Source organism: Bradyrhizobium sp. STM 3566, assembly GCF_045571445.1.
Classification (GTDB): Bacteria; Pseudomonadota; Alphaproteobacteria; order Rhizobiales; family Xanthobacteraceae; genus Bradyrhizobium; species Bradyrhizobium vignae.
This window is the reverse complement of sequence record NZ_CP120692.1, coordinates 7,145,687-7,169,967: the sequence shown is the minus strand read 5'-3', so window position 1 is coordinate 7,169,967 and position 24,281 is coordinate 7,145,687. Positions and strand designations below refer to the sequence as shown.

Genomic DNA, 24,281 nt, shown 5'->3' with positions numbered 1-24,281 from the left:
CGGCACTGCAGCTGATGATGGAATATTACCCCTGTTTTGCCCGACGTCGCAACCCGTTTTCGGCAAGACCGAAATTGCGCAACCTTTTCAACCCCATCGCTACTGTGCATGGGGTTGTTTTCTCATTTTTTGTTTTTAGGCGCGCTTATCCGGCCCCCGCGCGCTTCTTCTGCCAGACGAGGTGCACCGCGCAGGTGCAGCCCGGCGGATGCGAGGCGAGGTCTTTCGGCATCTCGTCGTTCGCCGGCTTGGCCGGGAAGGCCTTGTCTGTTCCCTCCTGCGACGGGATGTAGTTCAGCACCGGCGCGAGCCAGCGCTCGGCTTCCGCGACGCTCATGCCCTTGCGTGCCGCGTAGTCCTCGACCTGATCGCGCTCGATCTTGCCGACGCCGAAATAATAGCTCGCAGGGCTGGCGAAATAGAGCCCGGACACGGACGAGCCCGGCCACATCGCAAAGCTCTCGGTCAGCTTCACGCCGGCGGTGGCTTCCGCATCGAGCAGCGCGAACAGCGTTGACTTCTCGGTGTGATCGGGCTGGGCGGGATAGCCGGGCGCGGGGCGGATGCCCTGATACTTTTCGAGGATCAGTTCCTCGTTGGTGAGCGCCTCGTTCGGCGCATAGGCCCAGAACTCGCGGCGCACGCGGGCATGCATGCGCTCGGCAAAGGCTTCGGCGAGGCGGTCGGCCAGCGCCTTGCACAGGATCGAGGAATAATCGTCATTCGCGCTTCTGAAGCGGTCGGCGACCGCATCCTCGCCGATCCCGGCGGTGACGACGAAGCCGCCGATATAGTCGGGAACGCCGGCGGGCGCGATGAAGTCGGCGAGCGCCGCATTGAAGCGGCCCTCGCGCTTCTCGAGCTGCTGGCGCAGCGTGTGCAGCGTCGCGATGCTCTTGGTCCGGCTTTCATCGGCATAAAGCACGATGTCGTCGCCTTGCGCATTCGCCGGCCAGAAGCCGATCGTGGCGCGGGCCCGGAACCATTTCTCCTTGACGATGGTGTCGAGCATCTTGCGCGCATCGTCGTAGAGCGAGCGCGCGACCTCGCCGACCTTGGCGTCATCGAGGATGGCGGGGAAGCGTCCCGCGAGCTCCCAGGTCTGGAAGAACGGCGTCCAGTCGATGTAGGGCACGAGCTCGGCGAGGTCGTATTCGTCGAAGCTGCGAGTGCCGAGGAAGGTCGGCTTCACCGGCTTGTTCGCGACGAAGTCGACCGGCACGCGGTTGGCACGGGCGTCGCTGAGCTTCAGGCGCTTCTTGTCGGCCTGCGCGCGCAGATGCGCCTCCGAGATCTTGGCGTATTCGGCCCGCACTTCGGCGGCATAGGTCTCGCGCTTCTCCGGCGAGAGCAGCGCAGAGGCGACGCCGACCGCGCGGCTGGCGTCGTTGACGTGGACGACGGGACCGGCGCGATAGCTCGGATCGATCTTGACAGCCGTATGCACGCGGCTCGTCGTGGCGCCGCCGATCAACAGCGGCAGCTTCAAGCCTTCGCGCTGCAACTCGCCGGCGAAGAACGCCATCTCGTCGAGCGAGGGCGTGATCAGGCCTGACAGCCCGACGATGTCGGCCTTCTCCGCCTTCACGGTCTCGACGATCTTCGCCGCCGGCACCATCACGCCGAGATCGATGACCTCGAAATTGTTGCACTGGAGCACGATGCCGACGATGTTCTTGCCGATGTCGTGGACGTCGCCCTTGACGGTCGCGAGCACGATCTTGCCGGCCGACGAGGAGCCTTCGGTGCCGATGCCGCTGGCGAGGTTGCGCGCCTTTTCTTCCTCCATGAACGGCATGAGATAAGCGACGGCCTGCTTCATCACGCGCGCGGACTTCACCACCTGCGGCAGGAACATCTTGCCGTCGCCGAAGAGGTCGCCGACCACGTTCATGCCGGCCATCAGCGGTCCCTCGATGACATCGAGCGGGCGCGAGGAATTCTTGCGGGCCTCCTCGGTGTCCTGCTCGATGAATTCGGTGATGCCGTGCACCAGTGAATGCGACAGGCGCTTCTCCACCGGCCATTCGCGCCAGGCGAGATCGGCTTCCTTGGTTTCCGACTTCTTGCCGCGGAATTTCTCCGCGAGCGCCAGCAGACGCTCGGAGGCGCCGGGATCGCGGTTGAGGACGACGTCCTCGCAAGTCTGCCGCAGCTCCGGATCGATATCGTCATAGACGATCATCTGCCCGGCATTGACGATGCCCATGTCCATGCCGGCCTTGATGGCGTGATACAGGAACACCGAGTGCATGGCCTCGCGCACCGGCTCGTTGCCGCGGAACGAGAAGGACAAATTGGAGACGCCGCCCGAGACATGCGCGCCCGGCAGGTTCTGGCGGATCCAGCGCGTCGCCTCGATGAAGTCGACGCCGTAATTGTTGTGCTCCTCGATGCCGGTCGCGATCGCAAAAATGTTCGGATCGAAGATGATGTCCTCAGGCGGGAAGCCGACCTTGTTCACCAGGATGTCGTAGGCGCGCTTGCAGATCTCGGTCTTGCGCGCGAACGTGTCGGCCTGGCCGACCTCGTCGAATGCCATCACCACGACGGCCGCGCCGTGGCGGCGGGCGATCCTCGCCTCGTGGATGAACTTCTCCTCGCCTTCCTTCATCGAGATCGAGTTGACGACCGGCTTGCCCTGCACGCATTTCAGGCCGGCCTCGATCACGGAGAATTTCGAGGAATCGATCATGATCGGCACGCGCGCGATGTCCGGCTCGGCCGCGACGAGATTGAGGAAGGTCACCATGGCGGCTTCGGAGTCGAGCAGGCCTTCGTCCATGTTGACGTCGATGACTACCGCGCCGTTCTCGACCTGATCGCGCGCGACCTGGAGCGCGGCGGCGTAGTCCCCGGCGGTGATCAGCTTGCGGAAGCGCGCCGACCCCGTGACGTTGGTGCGCTCGCCGACATTGACGAAGGGGATCGCGTCCGTCAGCACGAACGGCTCGAGGCCGGAGAGCCGCAGGCGCGGCGCGATCTCGGGCACGATGCGAGGCTTGTGCGGGGCCACCGCGGCGGCGATCGCGGCGATATGGTCTGGCGTGGTGCCGCAGCAGCCGCCGACGATGTTGACGAGGCCATCGCGCGCGAACTCGCCGATCAGCCGCGCCATGTATTCGGGCGTCTCGTCATACTGGCCGAACTCGTTGGGCAGGCCGGCATTGGGATAGGCGCACACGAGCGTATCGGCGACGCGGCCGATATCGGCGATGTGCGCGCGCAGGTCTTCGGCGCCCAGCGCGCAGTTGAAGCCGATGGTGATGGGCTTGGCGTGCCGCACCGAATTCCAGAACGCTTCCGGCATCTGTCCCGACAGCAGCCGGCCGGACTTGTCGGTGATGGTGCCCGACACCATCACGGGCATGTCGATGCCGAGCCCTTCGGTGATCTCGGCGATCGCATAGAGCGCCGCCTTGGCGTTGAGCGTGTCGAAGATGGTCTCGACCAGCAGGAGGTCGACGCCGCCGTCGATCAGGCCGCGGATCTGCTCGCCGTAGGATTTGCGCAAATCGTCGAAGGTGACGGCGCGGTAGCCCGGATTGGACACGTCGGGCGAGATCGAGGCGGTGCGGTTGGTGGGGCCGATGGCACCTGCAACGAAGCGCGGCTTGCCGTCCTCGGCCTCGACGCGGCGGGCGGCATTGCCGGCGAGGCGGGCGCCTTCGCGCGCCATCTCATAGACAATGTCGGTGAGGTCATAATCGGCCTGCGCGATCGAGGTCGTCGAGAAGGTGTTGGTCGCGACGATGTCGGCGCCGGCACGCAAATAGGCGGCGTGGATGTCCTCGATCGCCTGCGGCTGGGTCAGGATCAACAGATCGTTGTTGCCGCGAAGGTCGCGATGGAAATTCTTGAAGCGCTCGCCGCGGAAGGCGGCCTCGTCGAGCTGCAGATTCTGGATCATCGTGCCCATGGCCCCGTCGAGCACGAGGATGCGCTCGCGTGCGGCGTTCAGCAGGGCAGTTCGCTTGGCGGAAACGGGTAAGGTCATTTTCTCTTACGCTGCCTTCTGGGCGGTCTTGGCACGGATGCCGAGCAAATGGCTGATCGCGAACACGAGATCGGCGCGGTTCATGGTGTAGAAGTGGAAGGTATCGACACCGTGCTTGGCGAGCTTCTGCACCTGGCCGGCGACGACGGTCGCCGCCACCAGCTTGCGGGTCTCGGCGTCGTCATCGAGGCCCTCGAACTTCGCGGCGAGCCAGTCGGGCACGGTGGTGCCGTTCCGGGTGACGAAATTGCGCGCCTGCTTGAAATTGTGCATGGGCATGATGCCCGGCACGATCGGAATGTTGATCCCGCGCGCGCGAACGCGGTCGAGATAGCGGAAGTAAAAGTCGTTATCGAAGAACACCTGGGTGATCGCGCGCGTCGCGCCGGCGTCGACCTTGGCCTTCAGCGTGTCGATATCGGCATCGAAGTCGCGCGCCTCGGGGTGCTTCTCGGGATAGGCGGATACCGACACCTCGATATCGCCGTGCCGCTTCTTGATTCCCGCGACGAGGTCGGCCGAGCTCTGATAGCCGTCGGGATGGCTGGAATAGGGTGTTCCGATGCCGCCGACGGGGTCACCGCGCAAGGCCACGATGTGACGCACGCCGACCTCGTGATAGCGGTCGACGATCGCGTCGATCTCGCCGCGCGAGGCGCCGACGCAGGTCAGGTGCGCCGCCGGCAGCAGCGCGGTTTCTTTGAGGATGCGCGCAATGGTCGAATGGGTCCGCTCGCGGGTCGAGCCGCCGGCGCCGTAGGTCACCGAGACGAATTTCGGCTCGAGCGGGGCGAGCCGCTTGATGGTCTCCCAGAGATTGCGCTCCATCTCCTCGGTCTTGGGCGGAAAGAACTCGAAGGAAATCGCAGGCCGCTTCAGGTGCCCGTCTTGCCCATTGGCTTGGCCAGGCGTCGTCGCGTCAGTCATGGCACCACTCACTCCAGGGTCTCGCTCAGCCACAGCGGCCAGCAGCGGCATCCAGCTCGGGGAGGCCTAAGATAGGGCAAAGTCCGTTGGATCGACAGCCCATCAGGGATGGGAAGTGGCCCACTTGGGCCAGGAATTGACGAATTATTGAACGTTGATCGATCTGAGTGGGAAGTCGGCGCAAAAAATATTTCTATTACAAATCAGTGCATTGGCTGGGGTCTGATCGACGTTAAGCGCCTCTCTCCTACGTGGGCGGCGCCAGCATTGCGTCATTGTAGCTGTCTCAATCCCACCCTTCCGCTCGGTCGGGCGTGACGAGCGCTCCGCTGGCACGCATCTGACCTGCGGAGCTGGCCCATTGCCGCTGCGCGGACGTCCATTACCTTAAGCCGCCATGATCCCGCTCTCAGTCCTCGACCTCTCCGTGGTCACCACCGGCACCAAGCCTGCCGCGGCGCTGCGCAACAGCATCGACCTGGCGCGCCACGTCGATGGGCTCGGCTATGTCCGCTACTGGCTCGCCGAGCATCACAACCTCGCGTCCGTCGCGAGCCCCGCGCCCGATGTGATGATCGGGCAGATCGCGGCGGTGACGAAGCACATCCGGGTTGGCTCCGGCGGCGTGATGCTGCCCAACCACGCGCCGCTGGTCGTGGCCGAGCGCTTCAAGATGCTGGAGGCGCTGTTTCCCGGCCGGATCGATCTCGGTCTCGGCCGTGCGCCGGGCACCGATGGCGCCACAGCCTACGCGCTCAGGAGCCGGCTCGACCGTCGCGAGGGCGACGATTTCCTGGAGCGGCTGCACGAGCTGATCCTGTGGGAGACCCGCGAATTCCCCGCTGGGCACCCCTACAACAGCGTCGTTGCGATGCCCGACGATACCAGGCTGCCGCCGATCTGGCTGCTTGGCTCCAGCGATTATTCCTCGGAATTGGCCGCCCAGGTCGGCATGGGCTTCGCCTTTGCCCATCATTTCGCCTCCCACGACGCAATCGATGCGATGGTACATTACCGCAACCGTTTCCAGCCCTCAGCCTGGCGCGCGGCGCCGCATGCGATCCTCGCGGTTGCTGTCATCGCGGCCGATACGGACGAGGAGGCCGAAAGGCTCGCCTCTTCCTTCGACCTCAACCGCCTTCGCCGTGACCGTGGTCAATATCTGCCGCTGCCGAGCGTCGAGGAGGCGATGGCCTATCCGTATACGGACGCCGAGCGCACCTCGATCCTGCGCAACCGCTCGCGCCTGTTCGTCGGCAGCCCCGCGACGGTGCAGAAGAAGCTGCAGCCGCTGATCTACGCGAGCAAGCCGGACGAACTGATGGTGATCACCGCAGTGTACGACCACGAGGCGCGAAAGAAATCGTATTCGCTGCTGGCGGAGGCGTTCGGGCTTGGTAGGACAAGTGGCTTAAGCGATTGATCGTCATTCCGGGCGATGCGAAGCATCGAGCCCGGAATCTCGAGGTTCCCAGGTGCGCAAGTGCGCACCATAGTTCACGCTTGGCGTGCCCCGGAACGACAGCTTCAATCCTGCGTCTCGCTGAATGTCGCCCGGAACGGATGTCCCGGATACACGCCGACGATGCGGAATTCGCGCGAGAAGAATTTCAGCTCCTCGATCGCGAAGGCGAGGCCCTTGTCATCGGGGTGGCCGTCGACGTCGGCATAAAACTGCGTGGCGAAGAAATTGCCGTCGACCATGTAGCTCTCGAGCTTGGTCATGTTGACGCCGTTGGTGGCGAACCCGCCGAGCGCCTTGTAGAGCGCCGCCGGCAAATTGCGCACGCGGAACACAAAAGTGGTGACGAGCGGGCCGGTGCCTTGGGGCGCCCATTTCGGCTCGCGCGCCAGCACCACGAAGCGCGTGGTGTTGTGGGCCTCGTCCTCGATGTCGTCGGCAAGGATGTCGAGGCCGTAGATCTTGGCGGCCAGGCGCGAGGCGATCGCAGCGACGGTCTTGTCCTTGCGCTCGGAGATATCGCGGGCACTGCCGGCGGTGTCGGCGTGCACGATCGGCTTGATGCCGAGTTTGCGGATGATGCGCCGGCACTGGCCGAGCGCATGCACGTGGCTCTCGACGCTCTTGATGTCTTCGAGCTTGGTGCCCTTCACCGCCATCAGCTGATGCCGGACCGGCAGAAACCATTCGCCGATGATGAAAAGTCCGGAGGCCGGCAAGAGATGATGGATGTCGGCAACGCGGCCCGCGACCGAATTCTCGATCGGAATCATGCCGAGATCGGCCTCGCCCGAGGAGATCGCCGACAGCGCGTCCTCGAAGGTGGCGCAGGGCATCGGCTCGGCGTCGGGATAGGCCTCGACGATGGCGATGTGGGAATTGGCTCCGGGCTCGCCCTGGAATGCGATCTTCATCTTGCTCATGGTCGGCCTTGTAGCAGCGGCTCAGGATTTGGAAAGGATGCTGCGCGCGGTTTCGAGATCGGGCGGCGTATCGACGCCCCGGGGGACGCTGTCGACGATCATGATGTCGATGCGCATGCCGGCCTCCACCGCCCGCAGCTGTTCCAGGCTCTCCTGGCGTTCCAGGGGCGAAGGCGGCAGCGACACGAACCGCTCCAGCGCGGCGCGGCGATAGGCGTAAAGGCCGATATGGTGGTATCGCGGTCCGTTGCCGTAAGGAGCTGTGGCGCGGGTGAAATAAAGTGCCCGCAACCGCTTCGGCCCGATCGGCGAACCGATAGCCTTCACCACGCTCGGGGCGAGGTCCTCCTCCTCGGTGTGGATCTGCGAGGCCAATGTGACGATGTCGACCGCGGGGTCGTCGAAGGGCGGCAGCACCTCGCGGATCGTTGCCGGCGTGATGGTCGGGAAATCACCCTGGAGATTGATCACGATCTCGGCCTTGCCCTCAGGATCGAGCTTTTGCATGGCCTCGTGAATGCGGTCCGAGCCGGAGGGGTGGTCGGCGCGGGTCATCACGGCCTCGCCGCCATGGGCGGTCACTACCGAGGCGATCTCGTCGGTGTCGGTGGCGACCGCGACCCGGCCGATTGCCGCGGCCTCGGCACGGCGCAGCACGTGCACGATCATCGGCAGACCCGCGATATCGGCGAGCGGCTTGCCGGGCAGGCGGGTGGCGGCCATGCGGGCCGGGATCAGCACCAGGATGCGAGGATCGGTCATTTGGGTTCAAAGGTCCGGGGTCGAGAGCCTGGAAACCGGGCGTTTTCCGCGCCGAGAAATGGAGTGGGGACGGGCTGAAAGCCGGGTCGCTTATACGGGTTGCCAGACCCCGGGCAAACCGATATCTCAATGACAAAACTCGGGGAAACAATAAGGAACGTTTTGATTCTCCCGAGGCTCGTCCTGGCGGCCATCCGGGCCGCTGTTTCCTTCTTGCGGTGGGGCCTGGCCGGAAATGGACTCTTTTGAACTCAATAAGATTCTCGGTGCCGTGCTCGGCACCTGTCTCGTTCTGCTGGTGACGAGCTTCACCGCCCAGGCGCTATTCTCCCCCAAGATGCCGGAAAAGCCGGGCTTTGAGATCGCGGTGAAGGAAGATGCCGGCCACGGCAAGGAAGGTGGTGCCGCCGCCGCAGCGTCCTCCGAGCCGATCGAAAAGCTGCTCCAGACTGCCTCCGTCGAGAAGGGCGCTGCCGCCGCCAAGAAATGCGGCGCCTGCCACACATTCGAGAAGGGTGGCCCGAATCGGGTCGGTCCGAACCTCTATGGCGTTGTCGGCGAGCCGAAGGGCGAAGGCCGCGGCTTCAACTTCTCGGCCGCCATGAAGGCCAAGGGTGGCACCTGGACCTTCGACGATCTCAACAAGTTCATTGCCAACCCGAAGGGCTTCATTCCGGGCACCGCGATGGGCTTCGCCGGCATTCCGAAGGACTCCGAGCGCGCCGACGTCATTGCCTATCTGAACTCGCTGTCGGACCATCCTCAGTCGCTGCCGACCGCGTCGAAGTAAGGCCTCCAGAACTCATTCGGAATGTGCGGCCGGGCTGAAAAGCCTGGCCGTTTCCTTATCCGGACCTCGCGACGACGTTATCGGGGCGTTTGGCCGCATGCGATGGGTCGTCGGGGCTTCCAAGATGAGGAAAAAGCAACATATTCCGTCGAAACCTCGCCTATATTGGGAACTTAAAGGAGTAGCCTCCTTCAAGACAGGGATGTTGATTTGGCCATTACCCGACGCGATCTCCTGCTCACCGGCACTGCTGCCGCAGCGCTTCCCGCCCTTGGTTCCGTCGCGGGCGTTGCCGTCGGCTCGGCGCATGCGCAATCAGCAGCTGAGCTGCCCTGGCGCCATGCGCTGTCGCTGTTCGGAAAGGTAAAGTACCCCGCCGATTTCAAGCGCTTCGACTACGTCAATCCGGACGCGCCCAAGGGTGGCGTGGCGCGCCAGATCGCCGTCGGCACATTCGACAATTTCAACATCGTCGTATCGGGTGTGAAGGGGCAGGTGGCCGGTGCGATCGCCTTCATCTACGAATCCCTCACGACGCCCTCGCTTGACGAGGTCTCGACCGAATACGGCGCGCTGGCGGAAGCGGTCAGCCACCCCGATGACTTCTCCTTCGTCACCTATCGCTTGCGGCCGCAAGCCAAATGGCATGACGGCAAGCCCGTGACGCCGGATGACGTGATCTTCTCGCTCGATTCCTTCAAGAAGCACCATCCGATGTACTCGGCGTACTACAGCCATGTGGTAAAGGCCGAGAAGGTCGGCGAGCGCGAGGTGCGGTTCGTCTTCGACGCACCCGGCAACCGTGAACTGCCGCAGATCGTGGGACAGCTTATTGTCTTGCCGAAGCATTGGTGGGAGGGGACGGACGCGCAGGGCCGCAAGCGCGACGTTTCCGCCACGACGCTCGAAGTGCCGCTCGGTTCCGGCCCTTACCGGGTCAAGGAATTCGTTGCAGGACGATCGATCGCGCTGGAGCGCGTCAAGGACTATTGGGGCGGCGATCTGCCTGCCAATGTCGGCCGCAACAATTTCGACGAGCTGCGCTACGAATACTTCCGCGACGCCACTGTCGCGATCGAGGCCTTCAAGGCCGACCAGGTCGATTGGCGCACCGAGAACAGCGCGAAGAACTGGGCGACAGCCTACGATTTCCCGGCGGTGACCGAAAAGCGCGTGATCCTCGAGGAATTCCCCAATCGCAGCTCGGGCGTGATGCAGGCCTTCGTGCCGAACCTGCGCCGCGCCAAGTTCAGCGATCCCCGCGTGCGTCGCGCGCTCAACTACGCGTTCGACTTCGAGGAGATGAACAAGCAGATCTTCTACGGTCAGTACAAGCGCATCAGCAGCTATTTCGACGGGATCGAAGATCTGATGGCGACCGGCCTGCCACAGGGGAAGGAGCTCGAGATCCTCGAGACCGTCCGCGCCCAGGTCCCGCCCGAAGTCTTCACCACCGCCTACACCAATCCGGTCGGCGGCAGCCCCGAGGCCGTGCGCGACAATCTTCGCGAGGCGCTGCGCCTCTTCAAGGAGGCGGGCTACGAGGTGCGCGACCGCAGGCTGATCGACGTCAAGACCGGTGCCCAGTTCTCTCTGGAACTGCTGAATTCGGATCCGAGCTTCGAGCGGATCGCGCTGTTTTACAAGCCCTCGCTGGAGCGGCTCGGGATTGCCGTCAGCGTGCGTACCGTCGATCCAACTCAATACGAGAACAGGACCCGCGAGTGGGATTTCGACATGGTCACCAACTCCTGGCCCGAATCGCAGTCGCCGGGCAATGAGCAGCGCGAATTCTGGTCCTCCAAGACGGCCGACATCGCCGGCTCGCGCAATCTTGCCGGCATCAAGAATCCGGCGGTTGACAAGCTGATCGAGCGGGTCATCTACGCCACCGATCGCGACGATCTCGTCGCCGCGACCAAGGCGCTCGACCGCGTGCTGCTGTGGAATCACTACGTCGTGCCGCAGTGGAATTATCCAAAGCTGCGCACCGCGCGCTGGGATCGCTTCGGCCGGCCGGGGGAATTGCCCAGATATGGTCTGTCCGGCTTCCCGTTCATCTGGTGGTATGACGCAGAGAAGGCAGCGCGGATCGCAAAGAAGTCGTGAAGGACAACCCCCGCATGACGCAGATGTCACGCCGCCATGTGTTGGTCTTGGGCGTTGGCGGCGCCCTCGGGGCGTCGCTGGGTGCGCAGCCGCTACGCAGTGCGCGAGCGTCGGAAGCGGCGACCGAGGCGCACGGCATCTCGGCGTTCGGCGATCTCAAATATCCGGCCGACTTCCATCATTTCGATTACGTCAATGTCGACGCGCCGAAGGGAGGCACGTTCTCGCTGATCCCGTCGGTGCGCTCGTACAACCAGTCCTACCAGACCTTCAACTCGCTCAACGCTTTCATCCTGAAGGGCGACGGCGCGCAGGGCATGGACATGACGTTTGCACCGCTGATGGTCCGCGCAAACGACGAGCCCGATGCGATGTACGGGCTGGCCGCCCAATCCGTGCGGATATCGCCGGACAAGCTGGTCTATCGCTTCACCATGCGGCCCGAGGCGAAATTCCACGACGGCACGAAGCTCACTGCGCATGATGCGGCGTTCTCGCTGACGGCGCTGAAGACCAAGGGCCATCCGCTCATCATCGTGCAGATGCGCGACATGGTCAGCGCCGAAGCGCTCGACGATGCGACGCTCGTCGTCACGTTTGCCAAGGGACGCGCCCGCGACGTGCCGCTCTATGTCGCCGGGCTTCCGATCTTTTCGAATGCGTACTACGCGTCTCGCCCGTTCGATGAATCGTCTCTGGAGACTCCGCTGGGCTCGGGTCCGTACAAGGTCGGCAAGTTCGAGGTCAATCGCTATATCGAGTTTGAGCGGGTGAAGGACTGGTGGGCTGCCGATCTGCCGCCCTGCCGCGGCACCTACAATTTCGATGTCGTGCGCTATGAGTTCTATCGCGACCGCGATGTCGCCTTCGAGGGTTTCACCGGCAAGAGCTATCTCTACCGCGAGGAGTTCACCTCGCGCATCTGGGCGACACGCTATGACTTCCCGGCCGCGAAGGATGGCCGCGTCAAGCTGGAGGTCGTGCCCGACGACACGCCGTCCGGCGCGCAAGGCTGGTTCATCAACACGCGGCGCGACAAGTTCAAGGACGCGCGCGTGCGCGAGGCCCTGATCAACGCCTTCGATTTCGAATGGACCAACAAGACCATCATGTACGGGGCTTATGCCCGTACCGTGTCGCCGTTCCAGAACTCGGACCTCATGGCGGGCGATGGGCCTCCTTCGCAGGAGGAGCTCAAGCTGCTCGAATCCTTCCGCGGTCAGGTTCCCGACGAAGTGTTCGCTGCGCCGTTTACGCCTCCGGTGTCAGACGGCTCCGGGCAAGACCGCAGCCTGTTGCGCAAGGCGCAGCAACTGCTGAACGAAGCCGGCGTGCCGATCAAGGACGGCAAGCGGGTGCTGCCGAATGGCGAGGTGTTCAGGATCGAGTTCCTGCTGGATGAGCCCTCGTTCCAGCCGCACCATGCGCCCTACATCAAGAATCTGGCGACGCTCGGCATCGAGGCGAGCGTGCGTCTCGTCGATGCCGTGCAACACAAGGCGCGCCAGGAAGATTTCGATTTCGACATGACCATCCAGCGCTTCAGCATGTCGGCGACGCCAGGCGATGCCATGCGCGCGTTCTTCTCCTCGCAGGTGGCGAACACCAAGGGCTCGTACAATCTCGCGGGCGTCGCCAGCCCGGCGATCGATGCAATGATCGAGAAGATCATGGCGGCTGACAGCCGCGAGGAGTTGACGATCGCCTGCCGCGCGTTCGATCGTCTGTTCCGCGCCGGCCGCTATTGGGTGCCGCAATGGTACAACAAGACGCACCGGCTGGCTTATTGGGATCAGTTCGGCCATCCGCAGAAATTGCCGCGCTATGCCAACGGCGTCGGCGCGCCCGACATCTGGTGGCATGAACCCGCCAAGGCGGCCAAGCTCGAGCAGGCAAAATAGCCATGAGCGCCTATATCGCCCGCCGCATCCTCCTGATGATCCCGACGCTGCTCGGAATCCTCTTCGTGTCCTTCGTCGTCGTGCAGTTCGCGCCGGGCGGCCCGGTCGAGCGCGTGATCGCGCAACTCTCAGGCGCCGATACCGGCGGCACGTCGCGCATTTCGGGCGGCGGCGATTTTGCGCAGCGCGCACCTGGGCAGGTCGGTGCCGGCGGCGATGCCATCAATTCGAAATATCGGGGGGCGCAGGGGCTCGACCCTGATTTCATCAAGAAGCTGGAGGTGCAGTTCGGCTTCGACAAGCCGGCACCGGAACGCTTCCTGCTGATGGTGTGGAATTTCGCTCGCTTCGATTTCGGCAAGAGCTATTTCCGCGACGTCAGCGTGCTCCAGCTCATTAAGGAGAAGCTGCCCGTCTCGATCTCGCTCGGACTGTGGCTGACGCTTCTGACCTATCTGATCTCGATTCCACTCGGCATCCGCAAGGCGGTGAAGGACGGCACGCGATTCGACACCTGGACATCGACAGTGCTCGTGCTCGGCTATGCGATTCCCGGTTTCCTGTTTGCGATCCTCCTGATCATCCTGTTTGCCGGCGGCTCCTTCTTCAACTGGTTCCCGCTACGCGGACTGACCTCGGACGGTTGGTCGCAGTTTCCCTGGTACTGGAAGATCCTCGATTACTTCTGGCACCTGACGCTGCCGCTGATCGCCATGGGGCTTGGCGCGTTCACCACCATGACGTTCCTGACCAAGAACTCGTTCCTGGACGAGATCCGCAAGCAATACGTCATGACTGCGCGGGCCAAGGGCTGCACCGAGAGCCGGGTGCTCTATGGCCACGTCTTCCGCAACGCCATGCTGATCGTGATCGCCGGCTTCCCCGGAACCTTCATCCACGCCTTTTTTTCCGGCTCGCTGCTGATCGAGACCATCTTCTCGCTGGATGGGCTCGGGCTGCTCAGCTTCGAGAGCGTGCTCAACCGCGACTACCCGGTGGTGTTCGGCACGCTCTACATCTTTTCGCTGGTCGGTCTCGTGATCAATTTGATCTCCGACCTGACCTATATGTGGATCGACCCTCGGATCGACTTCGAGGCGCGGGAGGTCTGATGACGATTACCGCGCCGACACCGATCGAGACCACGGCCAAGTCTCCGCTGGGAGGGGTCGTACCGATCACGCGCAAGCCCTACGCGCCTTCGCCACTCAACAGGCGGCGTTGGCAGAACTTCAAGGCCAACCGGCGCGGCTATTGGTCGTTCTGGATTTTCATCGGCTTGTTCGTGGTCTCGCTGTTTGCGGAACTGATCGCCAATGATCGGCCCTTCCTGATCAAATTCGACGGCCGTCTCTATTGGCCGGCCTTCGTGACCTATTCTGAGACGACCTTCGGCGGCGATTTCGAGACGGCGGCGGACTACCGCGATCCCTATTTGCAGAAGCTGATCAAGGACAAGGGCGGCACCATCGTCTGGCCGCTGATCCGCTATTCCTACGACACGCATAATCTCGACCTGCCGACACCGGCACCGTCGCCGCCAACCTGGATGCTGACGGAGAAGCAGTGCAAGCCGGTGGTGGAGAAGAAGGGGCTGAAGAGCTGCCGCGACCTCGAATACAACTGGCTCGGCACCGACGATCAGGGCCGCGACGTGGTGGCGCGATTGATCTATGGCTTCCGCATCTCGGTGCTGTTCGGCCTTTGTCTCACCATCGTTTCGTCCGTTATCGGCATCGCGGCGGGAGCGGTGCAAGGCTATTTCGGCGGCCGGGTCGATCTCATCTTCCAGCGCTTCATCGAGATCTGGACGGCGATTCCCTCGCTCTATCTTCTCCTGATCCTGTCCTCGGTCCTCGTGCCCGGCTTCTTCGTGCTGCTCGGAATCCTCCTGCTGTTCTCCTGGGTCTCGTTGGTCGGTCTGGTGCGGGCCGAATTCCTGCGCGGGCGCAATTTCGAATACATCCAGGCGGCGCGGGCGCTCGGCGTGTCCAACCCGGTCATCATGTTCCGTCACTTGCTGCCGAACGCGATGGTCGCGACCATGACCTTCCTGCCCTTCATCGTGTCGAGCTCGGTGATGACACTGACGGCCCTCGATTTCCTCGGCTTCGGCCTGCCACCGGGCTCACCTTCGCTCGGCGAGCTGCTGTCGCAGGCCAAGGCCAACGTGCAGGCACCGTGGCTCGGCTTCTCAGGTTTCTTCTCGGTTGCGATCATGCTGTCGCTGTTGATCTTCATCGGCGAAGCCGTGCGCGACGCCTTCGATCCGCGCAAGACGTTCAGGTAAGGTCATGGACGCCATCAACCAGCCCCTGCTCAGCGTGCGCGATCTCTCGGTGGCCTTCCATCAGGCCGGCGCCACCACGCTCGCGGTCGACAAGGTCTCGTTCCAGATCAAGCGCGGCGAATGCGTCGCGCTGGTCGGCGAGTCCGGCTCCGGCAAGTCGGTCAGCGCGCTCTCGATCCTCAAGCTGCTGCCGTACCCGAACGCCTCCCATCCTTCGGGCAGCATCCGTTTCAAGGGGCAGGAGCTGATCGAGCAATCCGAGCGGCAGATGCGGGAGATCAGAGGCAGCGACATCTCCATCATCTTCCAGGAGCCGATGACCTCGCTCAATCCGTTGCACACGATCGAGGCGCAGATTGGCGAGATCATCCAGCTGCATAATCCGACCAGCAATGCCGAGGCGCGCAGACGGACGCTGGAGCTGCTCACGCAGGTCGGCATCCCCGAGCCCGAGACGCGGCTGAAGAGCTATCCGCACCAGCTCTCCGGCGGTCAGCGCCAGCGCGTGATGATCGCGATGGCGCTCGCCAACGAGCCGGATCTGTTGATCGCGGACGAGCCGACCACGGCGCTCGACGTCACCGTGCAGGCGCAGATCCTGGCGCTGCTCGCCGAGATCCGTTCGCGGCTCGGCATGAGCCTCTTGTTCATCACCCACGATCTCGGCATCGTCCGCCGCATCGCCGATACCGTGTGCGTCATGAAGGGCGGCGTGATCGTCGAACAGGGGCCGGTCGAGCAGGTCTTCAAGACCCCGAAACATCCCTATACGCGCGACCTGCTCGCCGCGGAGCCGAAGCCGGATCCCGCGCCGCCGCAGCCGAGTGCGCCGGTGGTGATGTCGGCCGATGATCTCAAAGTCTGGTTCCCGATCAGGCGCGGCCTGATGCGCAAGACGGTCGGCCACATCAAGGCAGTCGATGGCGTCAGCGTCGCCGTGCGTAAGGGCGAGACGCTCGGGGTGGTCGGCGAATCCGGCTCGGGCAAGACCACGCTGGGGCTCGCACTGCTGCGGCTGATCTCCTCGAATGGCCGTATCGTGTTCTTAGGCAAGGACATCCAGGGCCTGCGCTTCAAGGAGATGCGCCCCTTCCGGCGCGACATGCAGATCGTGTTCCAGGATCCGTTCGGCTCGCTCTCACCGCGCATGTCGGTCGCCGACATCGTCGCCGAGGGCCTGTCGGTGCATCAGCCGAAGCTGTCGCGTGAGGAGCGCGAGGCACGCGTCGTCAAGGCGCTGGAGGATGTCGGGCTCGATCCGGAGACGCGCTTCCGCTATCCGCATGAATTCTCGGGTGGCCAGCGCCAGCGCATCAGCATCGCGCGGGCGGTGGTGCTGGAGCCGGATTTCGTCGTGCTGGACGAGCCGACCAGCGCGCTCGACATGCTGTTCCAGGCGCAGATGGTCGATCTGCTGCGCGAGCTCCAGCGCAAGCGCGACCTCACCTACATGTTCATCTCGCACGACTTACGCGTCGTCGCCTCGCTCGCCAGCCATCTCATCGTGATGCGCGGCGGCAAGGTGGTCGAGGAGGGGCAGGCGGCCGAGCTGTTTCGGAATCCGAAGACGGATTACACGCGCGCGCTGTTCGCGGCCGCGTTCCGGCTGGAGACCGCGGGGAACGGGGCGGTCGCGACGTAGCGTTCGTGATTCCGGGGCGCGCGCAGCGCGAACCCGGAACCCAGAGATTATGGTGCGAGGTGCTCAGGTGCGCAATTGCGCACCATAGTTCAGGCGCGATGCGCGTGCCCCGGAATCACAAGAACAATCAGAGCCGCTTGATCGCGACGACCTCGCTGCCGGCCTGCTTGATCCGCGCAATCGCGGGCTCGATCGGTTCGATCACGGTCGCCATGTGATGGGCATTGGCGTGAACCATGGTGCTGCCGTCGCGGACGATGGCGACATGGCCCTTCCAGAAGATCAGATCGCCACGCAGCAGGCTGCTCCGCTCATGCGGCTCCAGCGCACGGCCGAGACCGGCGAGCTGCATGTCGCTGTCGCGCGGGCAGCCGATCCCGGCTGATGCCAGCGAGACCTGGACCAGCCCCGAGCAATCGATGCCAAAACTGCTCTTGCCGCCCCAGAGGTAAGGTGTGCCAACGAAGCGCTCGGCCACTGCGACGAAATCCGGCTCGTAATGATCGAGCGGCGCGAGATGAGTCCGTGGCAAGAACGTTCCGTCCCGCGTCACCGCGAAGGCCCCGTCCTCGCGCGCGATCGTGAGCCTTGATCCCAGGACCAGCGTGGCAGCCGGCGGCAGCTTGATCGACGGGCCGGGAAACGCAAACGTCCGGAGTGCGCTGACCTTGTGCGTCGGCGCGGCCGTCGGTTTCAACAGCGCCGCGTCGGGCAGCCAGCCGACATAGCCGTCGCCATTGAGCTGGCCCCAGGCCCAGCCTTCGCCGTTGCGGTCGTAGACCGCGACGCGCTCGCCCCGCAGCGCCTCCGTCATCAGCATCGCATTCGAGGATGGCTGCTCGCGTAACGGCGCGAGCGCGTCGATGACCTCGAATTCTTCGCCGGTGACGAAGCGCTCCGCCGCAACCTTGCCTTCGAGATATTTCGCGGCGATGTCGCCCCGCGCCGGCGTCAGCCTTGGATCGTGTCCTGGATCACGCATAGCGCTCGCTCAGCAATGCGTAGATGGCGCGCGCGGCCTGGCACTCGCCGCCTTCGGGCCGCGCCGGCTTCGCCGACGGCGTCCAGCCGTAGATGTCGACATGCAACCAGCTCTTGGCGTGCTCGACGAAGCGCTGCAGGAACAGGGCGCAGGTGATCGAGCCGGCAAAGCCGCCCGACGGCGCATTGGTGATGGTCGCCGTCTTGGAGTCCAGCCAGGAATCGTAAGGCGGCCACAGCGGCATGCGCCACAACGGATCGTTCTCCTTCGCCGCGCAGCGCGCGACGTCGACGGCCAGCGTCTCATCATTGGTGTAGAAGGGCGGCAGGTCCGGCCCCAGCGCGACGCGCGCCGCGCCGGTCAGCGTGCCCAGGTCGATCAGCAGGTCCGGCTTCTCCTCGTCGGCCAGCGCCAGCGCATCGGCGAGCACCAGGCGTCCTTCCGCATCCGTGTTGCCGATCTCGACCGTGATGCCCTTGCGCGAGGTAAAAATGTCGAGCGGGCGGAACGCATTTCCGGCGACCGCATTCTCCACCGCCGGGATCAGCACGCGCAGCCGCACCTTCAGCTTCGCATCCATCACCATGCGCGCCAGCGCCAGCACGTTGGCGGCGCCGCCCATGTCCTTCTTCATGATCAGCATGCCGCTCGACGGCTTCAGGTCGAGGCCGCCGGTGTCGAAACACACGCCCTTGCCGACCAGCGTCACCTTGGGATGATCGGGATCGCCCCAGCCGATGTCGATCAGCCGTGGCGCGCGGCTCGAGGCCATGCCGACGGCGTGGATCAGCGGGAAATTCGTCTTCAGATCCTCGCCGATTGTGCAGGCGAAGCTTGCCCCGAACTCGGCCGCGAGCGCCTGCGCGGCCGCCGCGAGCTCCGACGGGCCCATGTCGTTGGACGGCGTGTTGATGAGGTCGCGCGCGAGCATCGCGGCATCGGCAATACGCTCGATCTCGGCCGGGTCGACACCATCAGGTGGGACCAGCCGGACCTCGGGGCGATCAGCCTTGCGGTAGCGGGCAAAGCGGTAGCAGCCCAGTGCGAAGGCGAGCGCCGCCAGTCGCGCATCGTGCGGTGCATTGGCAAAGCGATAGGTGCCGGGCGGCAGCAGGCCGGGCAGGGCGCCCGGCCGGAACAGGTCGCGCGATCTGGCGCCCTCGTCCTCGAGGCCGAACAGCACCTGCGCGATCGCGCCATCCGGCGCGGGCAGCGCCAGATAGCTGCGTGGCTTGGCGGCAAAGGCGCTCGCCCTTGCGAACTGGCGGTGCGCCGGTGGCAGCGTCTCGGCGACCTGATCCCAGCTCGACTTGGTGACGAAGGTGATCGGGGTGGCGGTGGGTGAGGTCTCGAAGACAGAAGGCATTGGCGGGTCCGGATCGTCGGATCAAGCGGGTCATGCGAACGGACCAGACTTCGCAGAGTTTCGCCGCCGCTGCAATCGGCTTTGCCGTCACCGTTCAGCGAGCCGCTACTCGCCGCAGGGAGGCCATGCTAGGTTCCGGAGAGCGGCCGCCTGAAGTGGAGATCGCCGGCGACCGATGAGGAAGCGCCGGGAGGAAATGCGATGGAATTCGTGTGGAGCGTGGTCACGTTCATCGGCCAGGCCATCGAGGCGATTTTTGGCTATGTCGAGCATCACCATTGGATCTTCGCGTTCCTTGCCGGCGGCTACGTCTTCTATCTCCACGACCGCTCCGTGCACGCGCGGTTCGACGCGCTCGACAAGCGCGTAGACGAAATCCGCAAGCGGCTCGCCGTCGAATATTGACCTGGCGAGACGAAACCGTCCTCGGCGGATCTCGTATCTCACGTCGACGACTGCCGTTCGCAAAAGCACCGCCGCAGGGCTTTACTAGCGTTGTGGTTGTGGCATTATTGACGAATATTTAAAATTGTGCCGTCCGCTCCGCATACACCGAACGCGGACACGCGGCGGCACGCGGTTGATACCTGTCCAGGTTCGTTCTTGGCTGATACGGCCTGAATCTGTTCGTCGAAGCATTTCTCTCATCGTTTGGGCGGCGCAGCATTTGCAGATGAGCGGCGCAAAATGGATAGATCGTTCGTCATTGTGCAGATTTCCGACCTGCATCTGGACGGGTCGGGCCGGCTGCTATCGATCGTCGAGACACTCAGGGCCGCGATTCGCGAAAAGATGACGGGCGTCACGGATGTCCCCGATCGCATCCTGCTGATCACGGGGGATCTGGTGGACGATCCGAATCCGCGCGCGCTCGACGAGGCGCTCGCCGTGATCGCGACTTTCCGGCAGACCGGGCTGTTCACCGACATCCAGGCCGTTGCCGGAAATCACGATGTCAAGCGGCCGAGCCAGCGTGCCGGCCGTCACGACGCCTATGATTACCTGCATCTGCCACGAACCTCGAAGAGTGTCTATTACCGGCAGGCAGGCCTCGAGCTGGCGCTGCTCGATTCCAATCGCGCAAGCCTGATGGCGCTCGCGAGCGGCAAGATCGACGAGAGCACTTACAAGGCGATGGTCGCAGAGTCCGCCCGGCTCAGCGCCGAACTCGCGGCCAGCATGGGTTCTGCGGGGCGCGCCGATTATGCCGAGCCGGCGGAAAACCTGGTCCGTGTGCTGGCCCTGCACCATCATCCGCTGCCGCAGGCGACCGGCGAAGGAAAGCGCTTTCTCGGCGTGCCCGACGAACCGCTGATGTATCTCGCCGCGCCCGCGACCTTCCTCGAGGCTGCCATCTCGCTCGATGTCGATCTGGTTCTGCACGGTCATCGCCACGTCGAGGGACTGACCCGCTATTCCGTCCCCGATCCGCGCGCGACATCGAGCGAGAGCAGGGAGGCGTTCTGGCGCACGATCTACGTGCTCTCATGTCCATCCTCGACCGGCCAAGCCGGCGACGCCGCCGGCTTCAACCTCATCCATTTCGGCCCCGCGTCCCGTGGCTGGCGCACGGAACATCGTTTCGCGATCACCCGCTATTCAAGGCTGCGCAACGATGCCGCCTTCACGCTGCTCGATTCGAACCTGCCTGACGGCGTCATCAGACTGCCGGCAGCGCGGAACTTTTCCCGTGATCCGGCCGTCCAGGCGGCGATCGAGGTCGCCTCATCCGCCTCAGTGAAGCGGGGCGATCACCCGCCGGCTGTTCATGCGCCGCAGCTTTTATGATGAAGCCGACCCGAACTGGGCGGATGCGCTCTACGCCTACGTCGTCTCGTCGCATGCCTGGACTGAGCTCGAAGGCAAGATCGCGAGGTCCGCGCCCAGATCTGACATCGACACGCTTGCGGCGGTGAGAATGCTGCTCGGCCGATTGGTCGAGCAATCCGCCGAGGTGCTCGGCATCGATAGCGCTCAGCTCGGTGAACTCTGCGGGAGGGGTCTGATCAACTGTGACGACTTCCTGCGCCAAGTGCCGCGGTTGCCCTGCGAGGGCGTCGACGTTCAGTGGCAGGCGCGGCAGAGACTGCAACTGCTGCGGGACTTGGACGAACAGGTGAAGACGCTCGGCCTCGATCTGGATCTCGGCGGTGAGGTGCCGTCGTAACAATCGCCGCCGTGAGAGGAGTAGGCCCGAGACGGCGTTAACCGGCCGTTAGGGTTAACATTCTATTGCTGACGCGTTCGGCTCGATCAAGCGGCTCGAGAGTCAAGGCGTCATGCGTCAACGGATCAGTCTTACCCGGCTACTTGCCTCCACGTCGCTGGTCGCGATGGTGACGATGGGACTCGGCGGCTGCACGGCCATGTCGAAACTCTCCGAGGTGACCGGCTCGGTCGGGCCTCGGGCGGAGGCGGTTCCCACCGATCGTGCGCCCACCGATCCAGCGCGTGCGGTCGAAGTCTATGGCGAGCGCTACCGCGCCAATCCCAAGGATGCCGACGCCGCGCTCGCCTACGGACAGGCCCTGCGTGCCAACGGTCAGCGCGCCCAGGCCGCCGCCGTGCTTGAGCAGGCGACCATCGCCAATCCCGGCAACAAGGCGCTGCTTGCCCTGTACGGCCGCGCACTCGCCGACAACGGCAATTTCCAGCAGGCTTACGACGTTCTGTCGAAGGCGCATTCGCCCGACAATCCCGACTGGCGCCTGCTTTCGGTACAGGGCACTGCGCTGGACCAGATGGGCCGTCACGAAGAGGCGCGATCCTATTACGCGAGCGCGCTGAAGATCGCACCGGGTGATCCCGGCGTGCTCTCCAATCTCGGCCTGTCCTACATGTTGTCGAGAGACCTGCCGAAGGCCGAAGAGGCGCTGCGGCAGGCCTACGCCTCGCCGCGTGCGAGCGCCCGGGTGCGGCAGAACCTCGCTTTGGTCGTCGGTCTCCAGGGCCGCTTCGCGGAAGCGGAGACCATCGTGAAAGCGGACCTGCCACCGGACCAGGCCGCGGCCAATGTCGCCTATCTCAAGGACATGCTGAGCCGCAGCGACGCCCCGCGCGGCGCACCGAAGCGGACGCCGGTTGCCTCGCTGAGCCAGCCCGACTGATCGGATCCGACCGTCTGATCTCGGCTTGATTGGTGAACGGCGCGGTTCGCTCGGGCTCAGTGCATCTCTGTGATCTTGATGCCGGTCGGTCCGAGAATGACCACGAACAGCACCGGCAGGAAGAACAGGATCATCGGCACCGTCAGCTTCGGCGGCAGAGCGGCGGCCTTCTTCTCTGCCTCGTTCATGCGCATGTCGCGGTTCTCCTGCGCCATGACGCGCAGCGACTGGCCGAGCGGGGTGCCGTAACGCTCCGCCTGCTGAAGCGCCAGACACACCGACTTGACGCCCTCGAGCCCGGTGCGACGTGCCAGGTTCTCATAAGCGACCTTGCGATCCTGCAAATAGGACAATTCGGCCGTGGTCAGGGTGAACTCCTCCGACAGCGCGATCGACTGGCCCACGATTTCGTTCGCAACCTTGCGGAACGCCATTTCGACCGACATGCCGGATTCGATGCAGATCAGGAGCAGGTCGAGCGCGTCGGGAAACGCACGCTTGATCGAGAGCTGGCGCTTGGAGATTGCATTCCTGAGGAACAGCATCGGCGACTGGAGGCCGAGATAGGCCGCGCCGACGCAGATGCCGATCTTGATCGGCATCGCCTGCTCCATATGCGCGATCACGAAGACGTAGAGGGCCGAGCCGATCAAGAGCACGATCGGGGCGACCATGCGGGCGAACAGGAAGGTGATGTAAGGCGCCTGGCCGCGGTAACCTGCCATGATGAGCTTGTCTCGCGCAGCCTCCTGCGCGAGCCATTTGGTCAGATTGAAGTCCTCGACCACCTTGGAGACGAGTTGCTTCGGCGTCTGGCGAAGCGAGACCTTTTCGTTCTTGTGAAGACGCTCACGCTCGCGCTGCCGGATGCGTTCGCGTTCGCTCGCCACCGCTTTCATCCGCTTGGAGAGGCCCTCGCCGGCGAACAACGGCATCACCAGGGTATAGACGGTGGCGCTCGCGGCGATGGCCGCGAGCAGCATGGTCATGAAGCGGACGTCGTGCAGTTTCGAGACGAGGAATTCGACCATACGGCACCGTCAGAAATCGAAATTGATCATCTTCTTCATCACCATGATGCCGATCGACATCCAGACGACGCAGCCGACCAGCATCAGCTGTCCGGTGGGATGAGTCCAAAGCAGCGAGATGTATTGCGGCGTCGTGAGGTAGACGAGGAACATCACGATCGGCGGCAGCGAGCCGATGATGCCGGCCGAGGCCTTGGCCTCCATCGACATCGCCTGGATCTTTTCCTTCATCTTCTTGCGGTCGCGAAGCACCTTGGAAAGATTGCCGAGCGCTTCGGAGAGGTTGCCGCCCGACTTCTGCTGGATCGACACCACAATGCCGAAGAAGTTGGCCTCCGGAAGCGGCATGCGCTCATAGAGCCGCGCGCAGGCCTCGCCGAGCGGCATCCCGATCGCCTGCGTCTCGATGATGGCCAGGAATTCGCTGCGGAGCGGCTCGGGCGAGTCCGCGGCCACGACCTTGATCGACTCGAACAGGGGCAGGCCCGCCTTGATGCCGCGGACGATCACGTCGACCGCGTCGGGCAGTGCAGCCAGGAACTTGGTTTCACGACGCTTCTTCAGGAAGCCCAGAGCCCAGCGCGGCAGGCCGAAACCACCGGCAAAGGCGAGACCGGCAGCGCCGATCAGGCCACCGCCGGCGAACAGAGCGACCGCGAAAAATACACCCGCCACGACGGCGGATACGGTCCAGAATTTCTGCGGCGTCCAGTCAAGCCCCGCCTGCGACAGGCGGACGCTGAGCGGAGCGCTCTTCTCCTGCGCGCGCCGCGCCTCGAGGTCCTTGAGCGTGGTCTCGACCTGCTCACGGCGCGAGCGTTGGGTCTTCTCGGCCTGGCGGGCCGTGGGAGCTTCGGCGCGCGCGACCGAGGCGCGCCGGCTTTCCGCCTTTCGTTCTCCGGACAGCAGCGGATAGAGGAATACCCAGGCGATGCCACCGACCGCTGCGGTGGCGAGGAAGGCGAGGGCGAGGACCTGCATATTCATGGCGG

At 64.1% G+C, this 24,281-nt stretch carries 19 protein-coding genes; 11 read left to right on the top strand and 8 right to left on the bottom strand.

The features are described from left to right. Positions 1-145: 145 nt before the first annotated feature. Entirely contained in the window at positions 146-3,997 is a 3,852-nt protein-coding gene (metH, locus tag P6U27_RS34040) for a methionine synthase (RefSeq protein ID WP_129144995.1), read from the bottom strand. A 6-nt stretch (positions 3,998-4,003) separates the two neighbouring features. After that, on the bottom strand, positions 4,004-4,924 hold the full coding sequence (gene metF, locus P6U27_RS34035; RefSeq protein ID WP_164937098.1) for a methylenetetrahydrofolate reductase [NAD(P)H]: 921 nt from the start codon (positions 4,922-4,924) through the stop codon (positions 4,004-4,006). Between the two features lie 397 nt (positions 4,925-5,321). Here metF and P6U27_RS34030 point away from each other — a divergent pair, with 397 nt between their 5' ends. Further along, a complete protein-coding gene (locus tag P6U27_RS34030) occupies positions 5,322-6,347 on the top strand; it encodes an LLM class flavin-dependent oxidoreductase (protein ID WP_129144997.1) in 1,026 nt (341 codons plus the stop codon). A 104-nt stretch (positions 6,348-6,451) separates the two neighbouring features. Here P6U27_RS34030 and P6U27_RS34025 read toward each other — a convergent pair whose 3' ends face one another. Together P6U27_RS34025 and P6U27_RS34020 are read right to left on the bottom strand one after the other, a co-directional pair. Next, positions 6,452-7,309, bottom strand: a complete 858-nt coding sequence (locus P6U27_RS34025) for a prephenate dehydratase (protein WP_122405775.1) — start codon at positions 7,307-7,309, stop codon at positions 6,452-6,454. Between the two features lie 21 nt (positions 7,310-7,330). Then, on the bottom strand, positions 7,331-8,071 hold the full coding sequence (locus P6U27_RS34020; RefSeq protein WP_122405774.1) for a 3-deoxy-manno-octulosonate cytidylyltransferase: 741 nt from the start codon (positions 8,069-8,071) through the stop codon (positions 7,331-7,333). 235 nt (positions 8,072-8,306) lie between these two features. On the opposite strand from P6U27_RS34020, the gene P6U27_RS34015 reads away from it, so the two are divergent. From P6U27_RS34015 to P6U27_RS33990, 6 genes are all read left to right on the top strand, one after another. Further along, on the top strand, positions 8,307-8,861 hold the full coding sequence (locus P6U27_RS34015) for a cytochrome c family protein (RefSeq protein WP_122405773.1): 555 nt from the start codon (positions 8,307-8,309) through the stop codon (positions 8,859-8,861). A 210-nt stretch (positions 8,862-9,071) separates the two neighbouring features. Beyond that, complete coding sequence (locus tag P6U27_RS34010) at positions 9,072-10,970, top strand: extracellular solute-binding protein (protein WP_129144999.1); 1,899 nt, start codon at positions 9,072-9,074, stop codon at positions 10,968-10,970. A 14-nt stretch (positions 10,971-10,984) separates the two neighbouring features. Next, positions 10,985-12,871, top strand: a complete 1,887-nt coding sequence (locus P6U27_RS34005) for an extracellular solute-binding protein (protein WP_407193411.1) — start codon at positions 10,985-10,987, stop codon at positions 12,869-12,871. A 2-nt stretch (positions 12,872-12,873) separates the two neighbouring features. Next, positions 12,874-13,983: a microcin C ABC transporter permease YejB gene (locus P6U27_RS34000; protein ID WP_122405770.1), complete on the top strand. Its 1,110-nt coding sequence runs from the start codon at positions 12,874-12,876 to the stop codon at positions 13,981-13,983. Then, on the top strand, positions 13,983-15,161 hold the full coding sequence (locus tag P6U27_RS33995) for an ABC transporter permease (protein ID WP_122405769.1): 1,179 nt from the start codon (positions 13,983-13,985) through the stop codon (positions 15,159-15,161). The genes P6U27_RS34000 and P6U27_RS33995 overlap by 1 nt, the downstream gene beginning before the upstream one ends. Before the next feature lie 4 nt (positions 15,162-15,165). Continuing rightward, positions 15,166-16,803: an ABC transporter ATP-binding protein gene (locus P6U27_RS33990; RefSeq protein ID WP_162500460.1), complete on the top strand. Its 1,638-nt coding sequence runs from the start codon at positions 15,166-15,168 to the stop codon at positions 16,801-16,803. A 127-nt stretch (positions 16,804-16,930) separates the two neighbouring features. On the opposite strand, the gene P6U27_RS33985 is transcribed toward P6U27_RS33990, so the two are convergent. Both P6U27_RS33985 and P6U27_RS33980 read right to left on the bottom strand, forming a co-directional pair. Continuing rightward, positions 16,931-17,785: a C40 family peptidase gene (locus P6U27_RS33985; protein ID WP_129145001.1), complete on the bottom strand. Its 855-nt coding sequence runs from the start codon at positions 17,783-17,785 to the stop codon at positions 16,931-16,933. Beyond that, a complete protein-coding gene (locus P6U27_RS33980; RefSeq protein WP_129145002.1) occupies positions 17,778-19,151 on the bottom strand; it encodes a M17 family metallopeptidase in 1,374 nt (457 codons plus the stop codon). Before P6U27_RS33980 ends, P6U27_RS33985 begins: the two co-directional genes overlap by 8 nt. A gap of 201 nt (positions 19,152-19,352) precedes the next feature. Here P6U27_RS33980 and P6U27_RS33975 point away from each other — a divergent pair, with 201 nt between their 5' ends. The 4 genes from P6U27_RS33975 to P6U27_RS33960 all read left to right on the top strand — a co-directional run bounded on the left by P6U27_RS33975 (position 19,353) and on the right by P6U27_RS33960 (position 22,258). Further along, on the top strand, positions 19,353-19,556 hold the full coding sequence (locus tag P6U27_RS33975) for a hypothetical protein (RefSeq protein ID WP_122405766.1): 204 nt from the start codon (positions 19,353-19,355) through the stop codon (positions 19,554-19,556). A gap of 282 nt (positions 19,557-19,838) precedes the next feature. Beyond that, positions 19,839-20,939 carry a metallophosphoesterase gene (locus tag P6U27_RS33970; RefSeq protein ID WP_245509614.1) on the top strand — a complete coding sequence of 367 codons (1,101 nt, stop codon included), beginning with the start codon at positions 19,839-19,841 and terminating at the stop codon, positions 20,937-20,939. Next, entirely contained in the window at positions 20,920-21,318 is a 399-nt protein-coding gene (locus tag P6U27_RS33965) for a hypothetical protein (protein WP_245509615.1), read from the top strand. Before P6U27_RS33970 ends, P6U27_RS33965 begins: the two co-directional genes overlap by 20 nt. Before the next feature lie 112 nt (positions 21,319-21,430). Continuing rightward, a complete protein-coding gene (locus tag P6U27_RS33960; protein ID WP_129145003.1) occupies positions 21,431-22,258 on the top strand; it encodes a tetratricopeptide repeat protein in 828 nt (275 codons plus the stop codon). Positions 22,259-22,314: 56 nt separating this feature from the next. Here the strand turns inward: P6U27_RS33960 and P6U27_RS33955 are convergent, their stop codons facing one another. After that, positions 22,315-23,289, bottom strand: a complete 975-nt coding sequence (locus tag P6U27_RS33955) for a type II secretion system F family protein (RefSeq protein WP_129145004.1) — start codon at positions 23,287-23,289, stop codon at positions 22,315-22,317. A gap of 9 nt (positions 23,290-23,298) precedes the next feature. Further along, a complete protein-coding gene (locus tag P6U27_RS33950) occupies positions 23,299-24,276 on the bottom strand; it encodes a type II secretion system F family protein (protein ID WP_122406940.1) in 978 nt (325 codons plus the stop codon). Positions 24,277-24,281: the final 5 nt, after the last annotated feature.

Excerpts from the sequence above, each read along its gene's own strand:
- metF (WP_164937098.1), bottom strand. The coding sequence starts at position 4,924 with ATGACTGACGCGACGACGCCTGGCCAAGCCAATGGGCAAGACGGGCAC.
- P6U27_RS34030 (WP_129144997.1), top strand. The coding sequence starts at position 5,322 with ATGATCCCGCTCTCAGTCCTCGACCTCTCCGTGGTCACCACCGGCACC.
- P6U27_RS34015 (WP_122405773.1), top strand. The coding sequence starts at position 8,307 with ATGGACTCTTTTGAACTCAATAAGATTCTCGGTGCCGTGCTCGGCACC.
- P6U27_RS33950 (WP_122406940.1), bottom strand. The coding sequence starts at position 24,276 with ATGAATATGCAGGTCCTCGCCCTCGCCTTCCTCGCCACCGCAGCGGTC.
- P6U27_RS33960 (WP_129145003.1), top strand. The coding sequence starts at position 21,431 with ATGCGTCAACGGATCAGTCTTACCCGGCTACTTGCCTCCACGTCGCTG.
- P6U27_RS34020 (WP_122405774.1), bottom strand. The coding sequence starts at position 8,071 with ATGACCGATCCTCGCATCCTGGTGCTGATCCCGGCCCGCATGGCCGCC.
- P6U27_RS34025 (WP_122405775.1), bottom strand. The coding sequence starts at position 7,309 with ATGAGCAAGATGAAGATCGCATTCCAGGGCGAGCCCGGAGCCAATTCC.
- P6U27_RS33955 (WP_129145004.1), bottom strand. The coding sequence starts at position 23,289 with ATGGTCGAATTCCTCGTCTCGAAACTGCACGACGTCCGCTTCATGACC.
- P6U27_RS33995 (WP_122405769.1), top strand. The coding sequence starts at position 13,983 with ATGACGATTACCGCGCCGACACCGATCGAGACCACGGCCAAGTCTCCG.
- P6U27_RS33980 (WP_129145002.1), bottom strand. The coding sequence starts at position 19,151 with ATGCCTTCTGTCTTCGAGACCTCACCCACCGCCACCCCGATCACCTTC.
- P6U27_RS33965 (WP_245509615.1), top strand. The coding sequence starts at position 20,920 with ATGCGCCGCAGCTTTTATGATGAAGCCGACCCGAACTGGGCGGATGCG.
- P6U27_RS33970 (WP_245509614.1), top strand. The coding sequence starts at position 19,839 with ATGGATAGATCGTTCGTCATTGTGCAGATTTCCGACCTGCATCTGGAC.
- P6U27_RS33990 (WP_162500460.1), top strand. The coding sequence starts at position 15,166 with ATGGACGCCATCAACCAGCCCCTGCTCAGCGTGCGCGATCTCTCGGTG.
- P6U27_RS34005 (WP_407193411.1), top strand. The coding sequence starts at position 10,985 with ATGACGCAGATGTCACGCCGCCATGTGTTGGTCTTGGGCGTTGGCGGC.
- P6U27_RS33975 (WP_122405766.1), top strand. The coding sequence starts at position 19,353 with ATGGAATTCGTGTGGAGCGTGGTCACGTTCATCGGCCAGGCCATCGAG.
- P6U27_RS33985 (WP_129145001.1), bottom strand. The coding sequence starts at position 17,785 with ATGCGTGATCCAGGACACGATCCAAGGCTGACGCCGGCGCGGGGCGAC.
- P6U27_RS34000 (WP_122405770.1), top strand. The coding sequence starts at position 12,874 with ATGAGCGCCTATATCGCCCGCCGCATCCTCCTGATGATCCCGACGCTG.
- metH (WP_129144995.1), bottom strand. The coding sequence starts at position 3,997 with ATGACCTTACCCGTTTCCGCCAAGCGAACTGCCCTGCTGAACGCCGCA.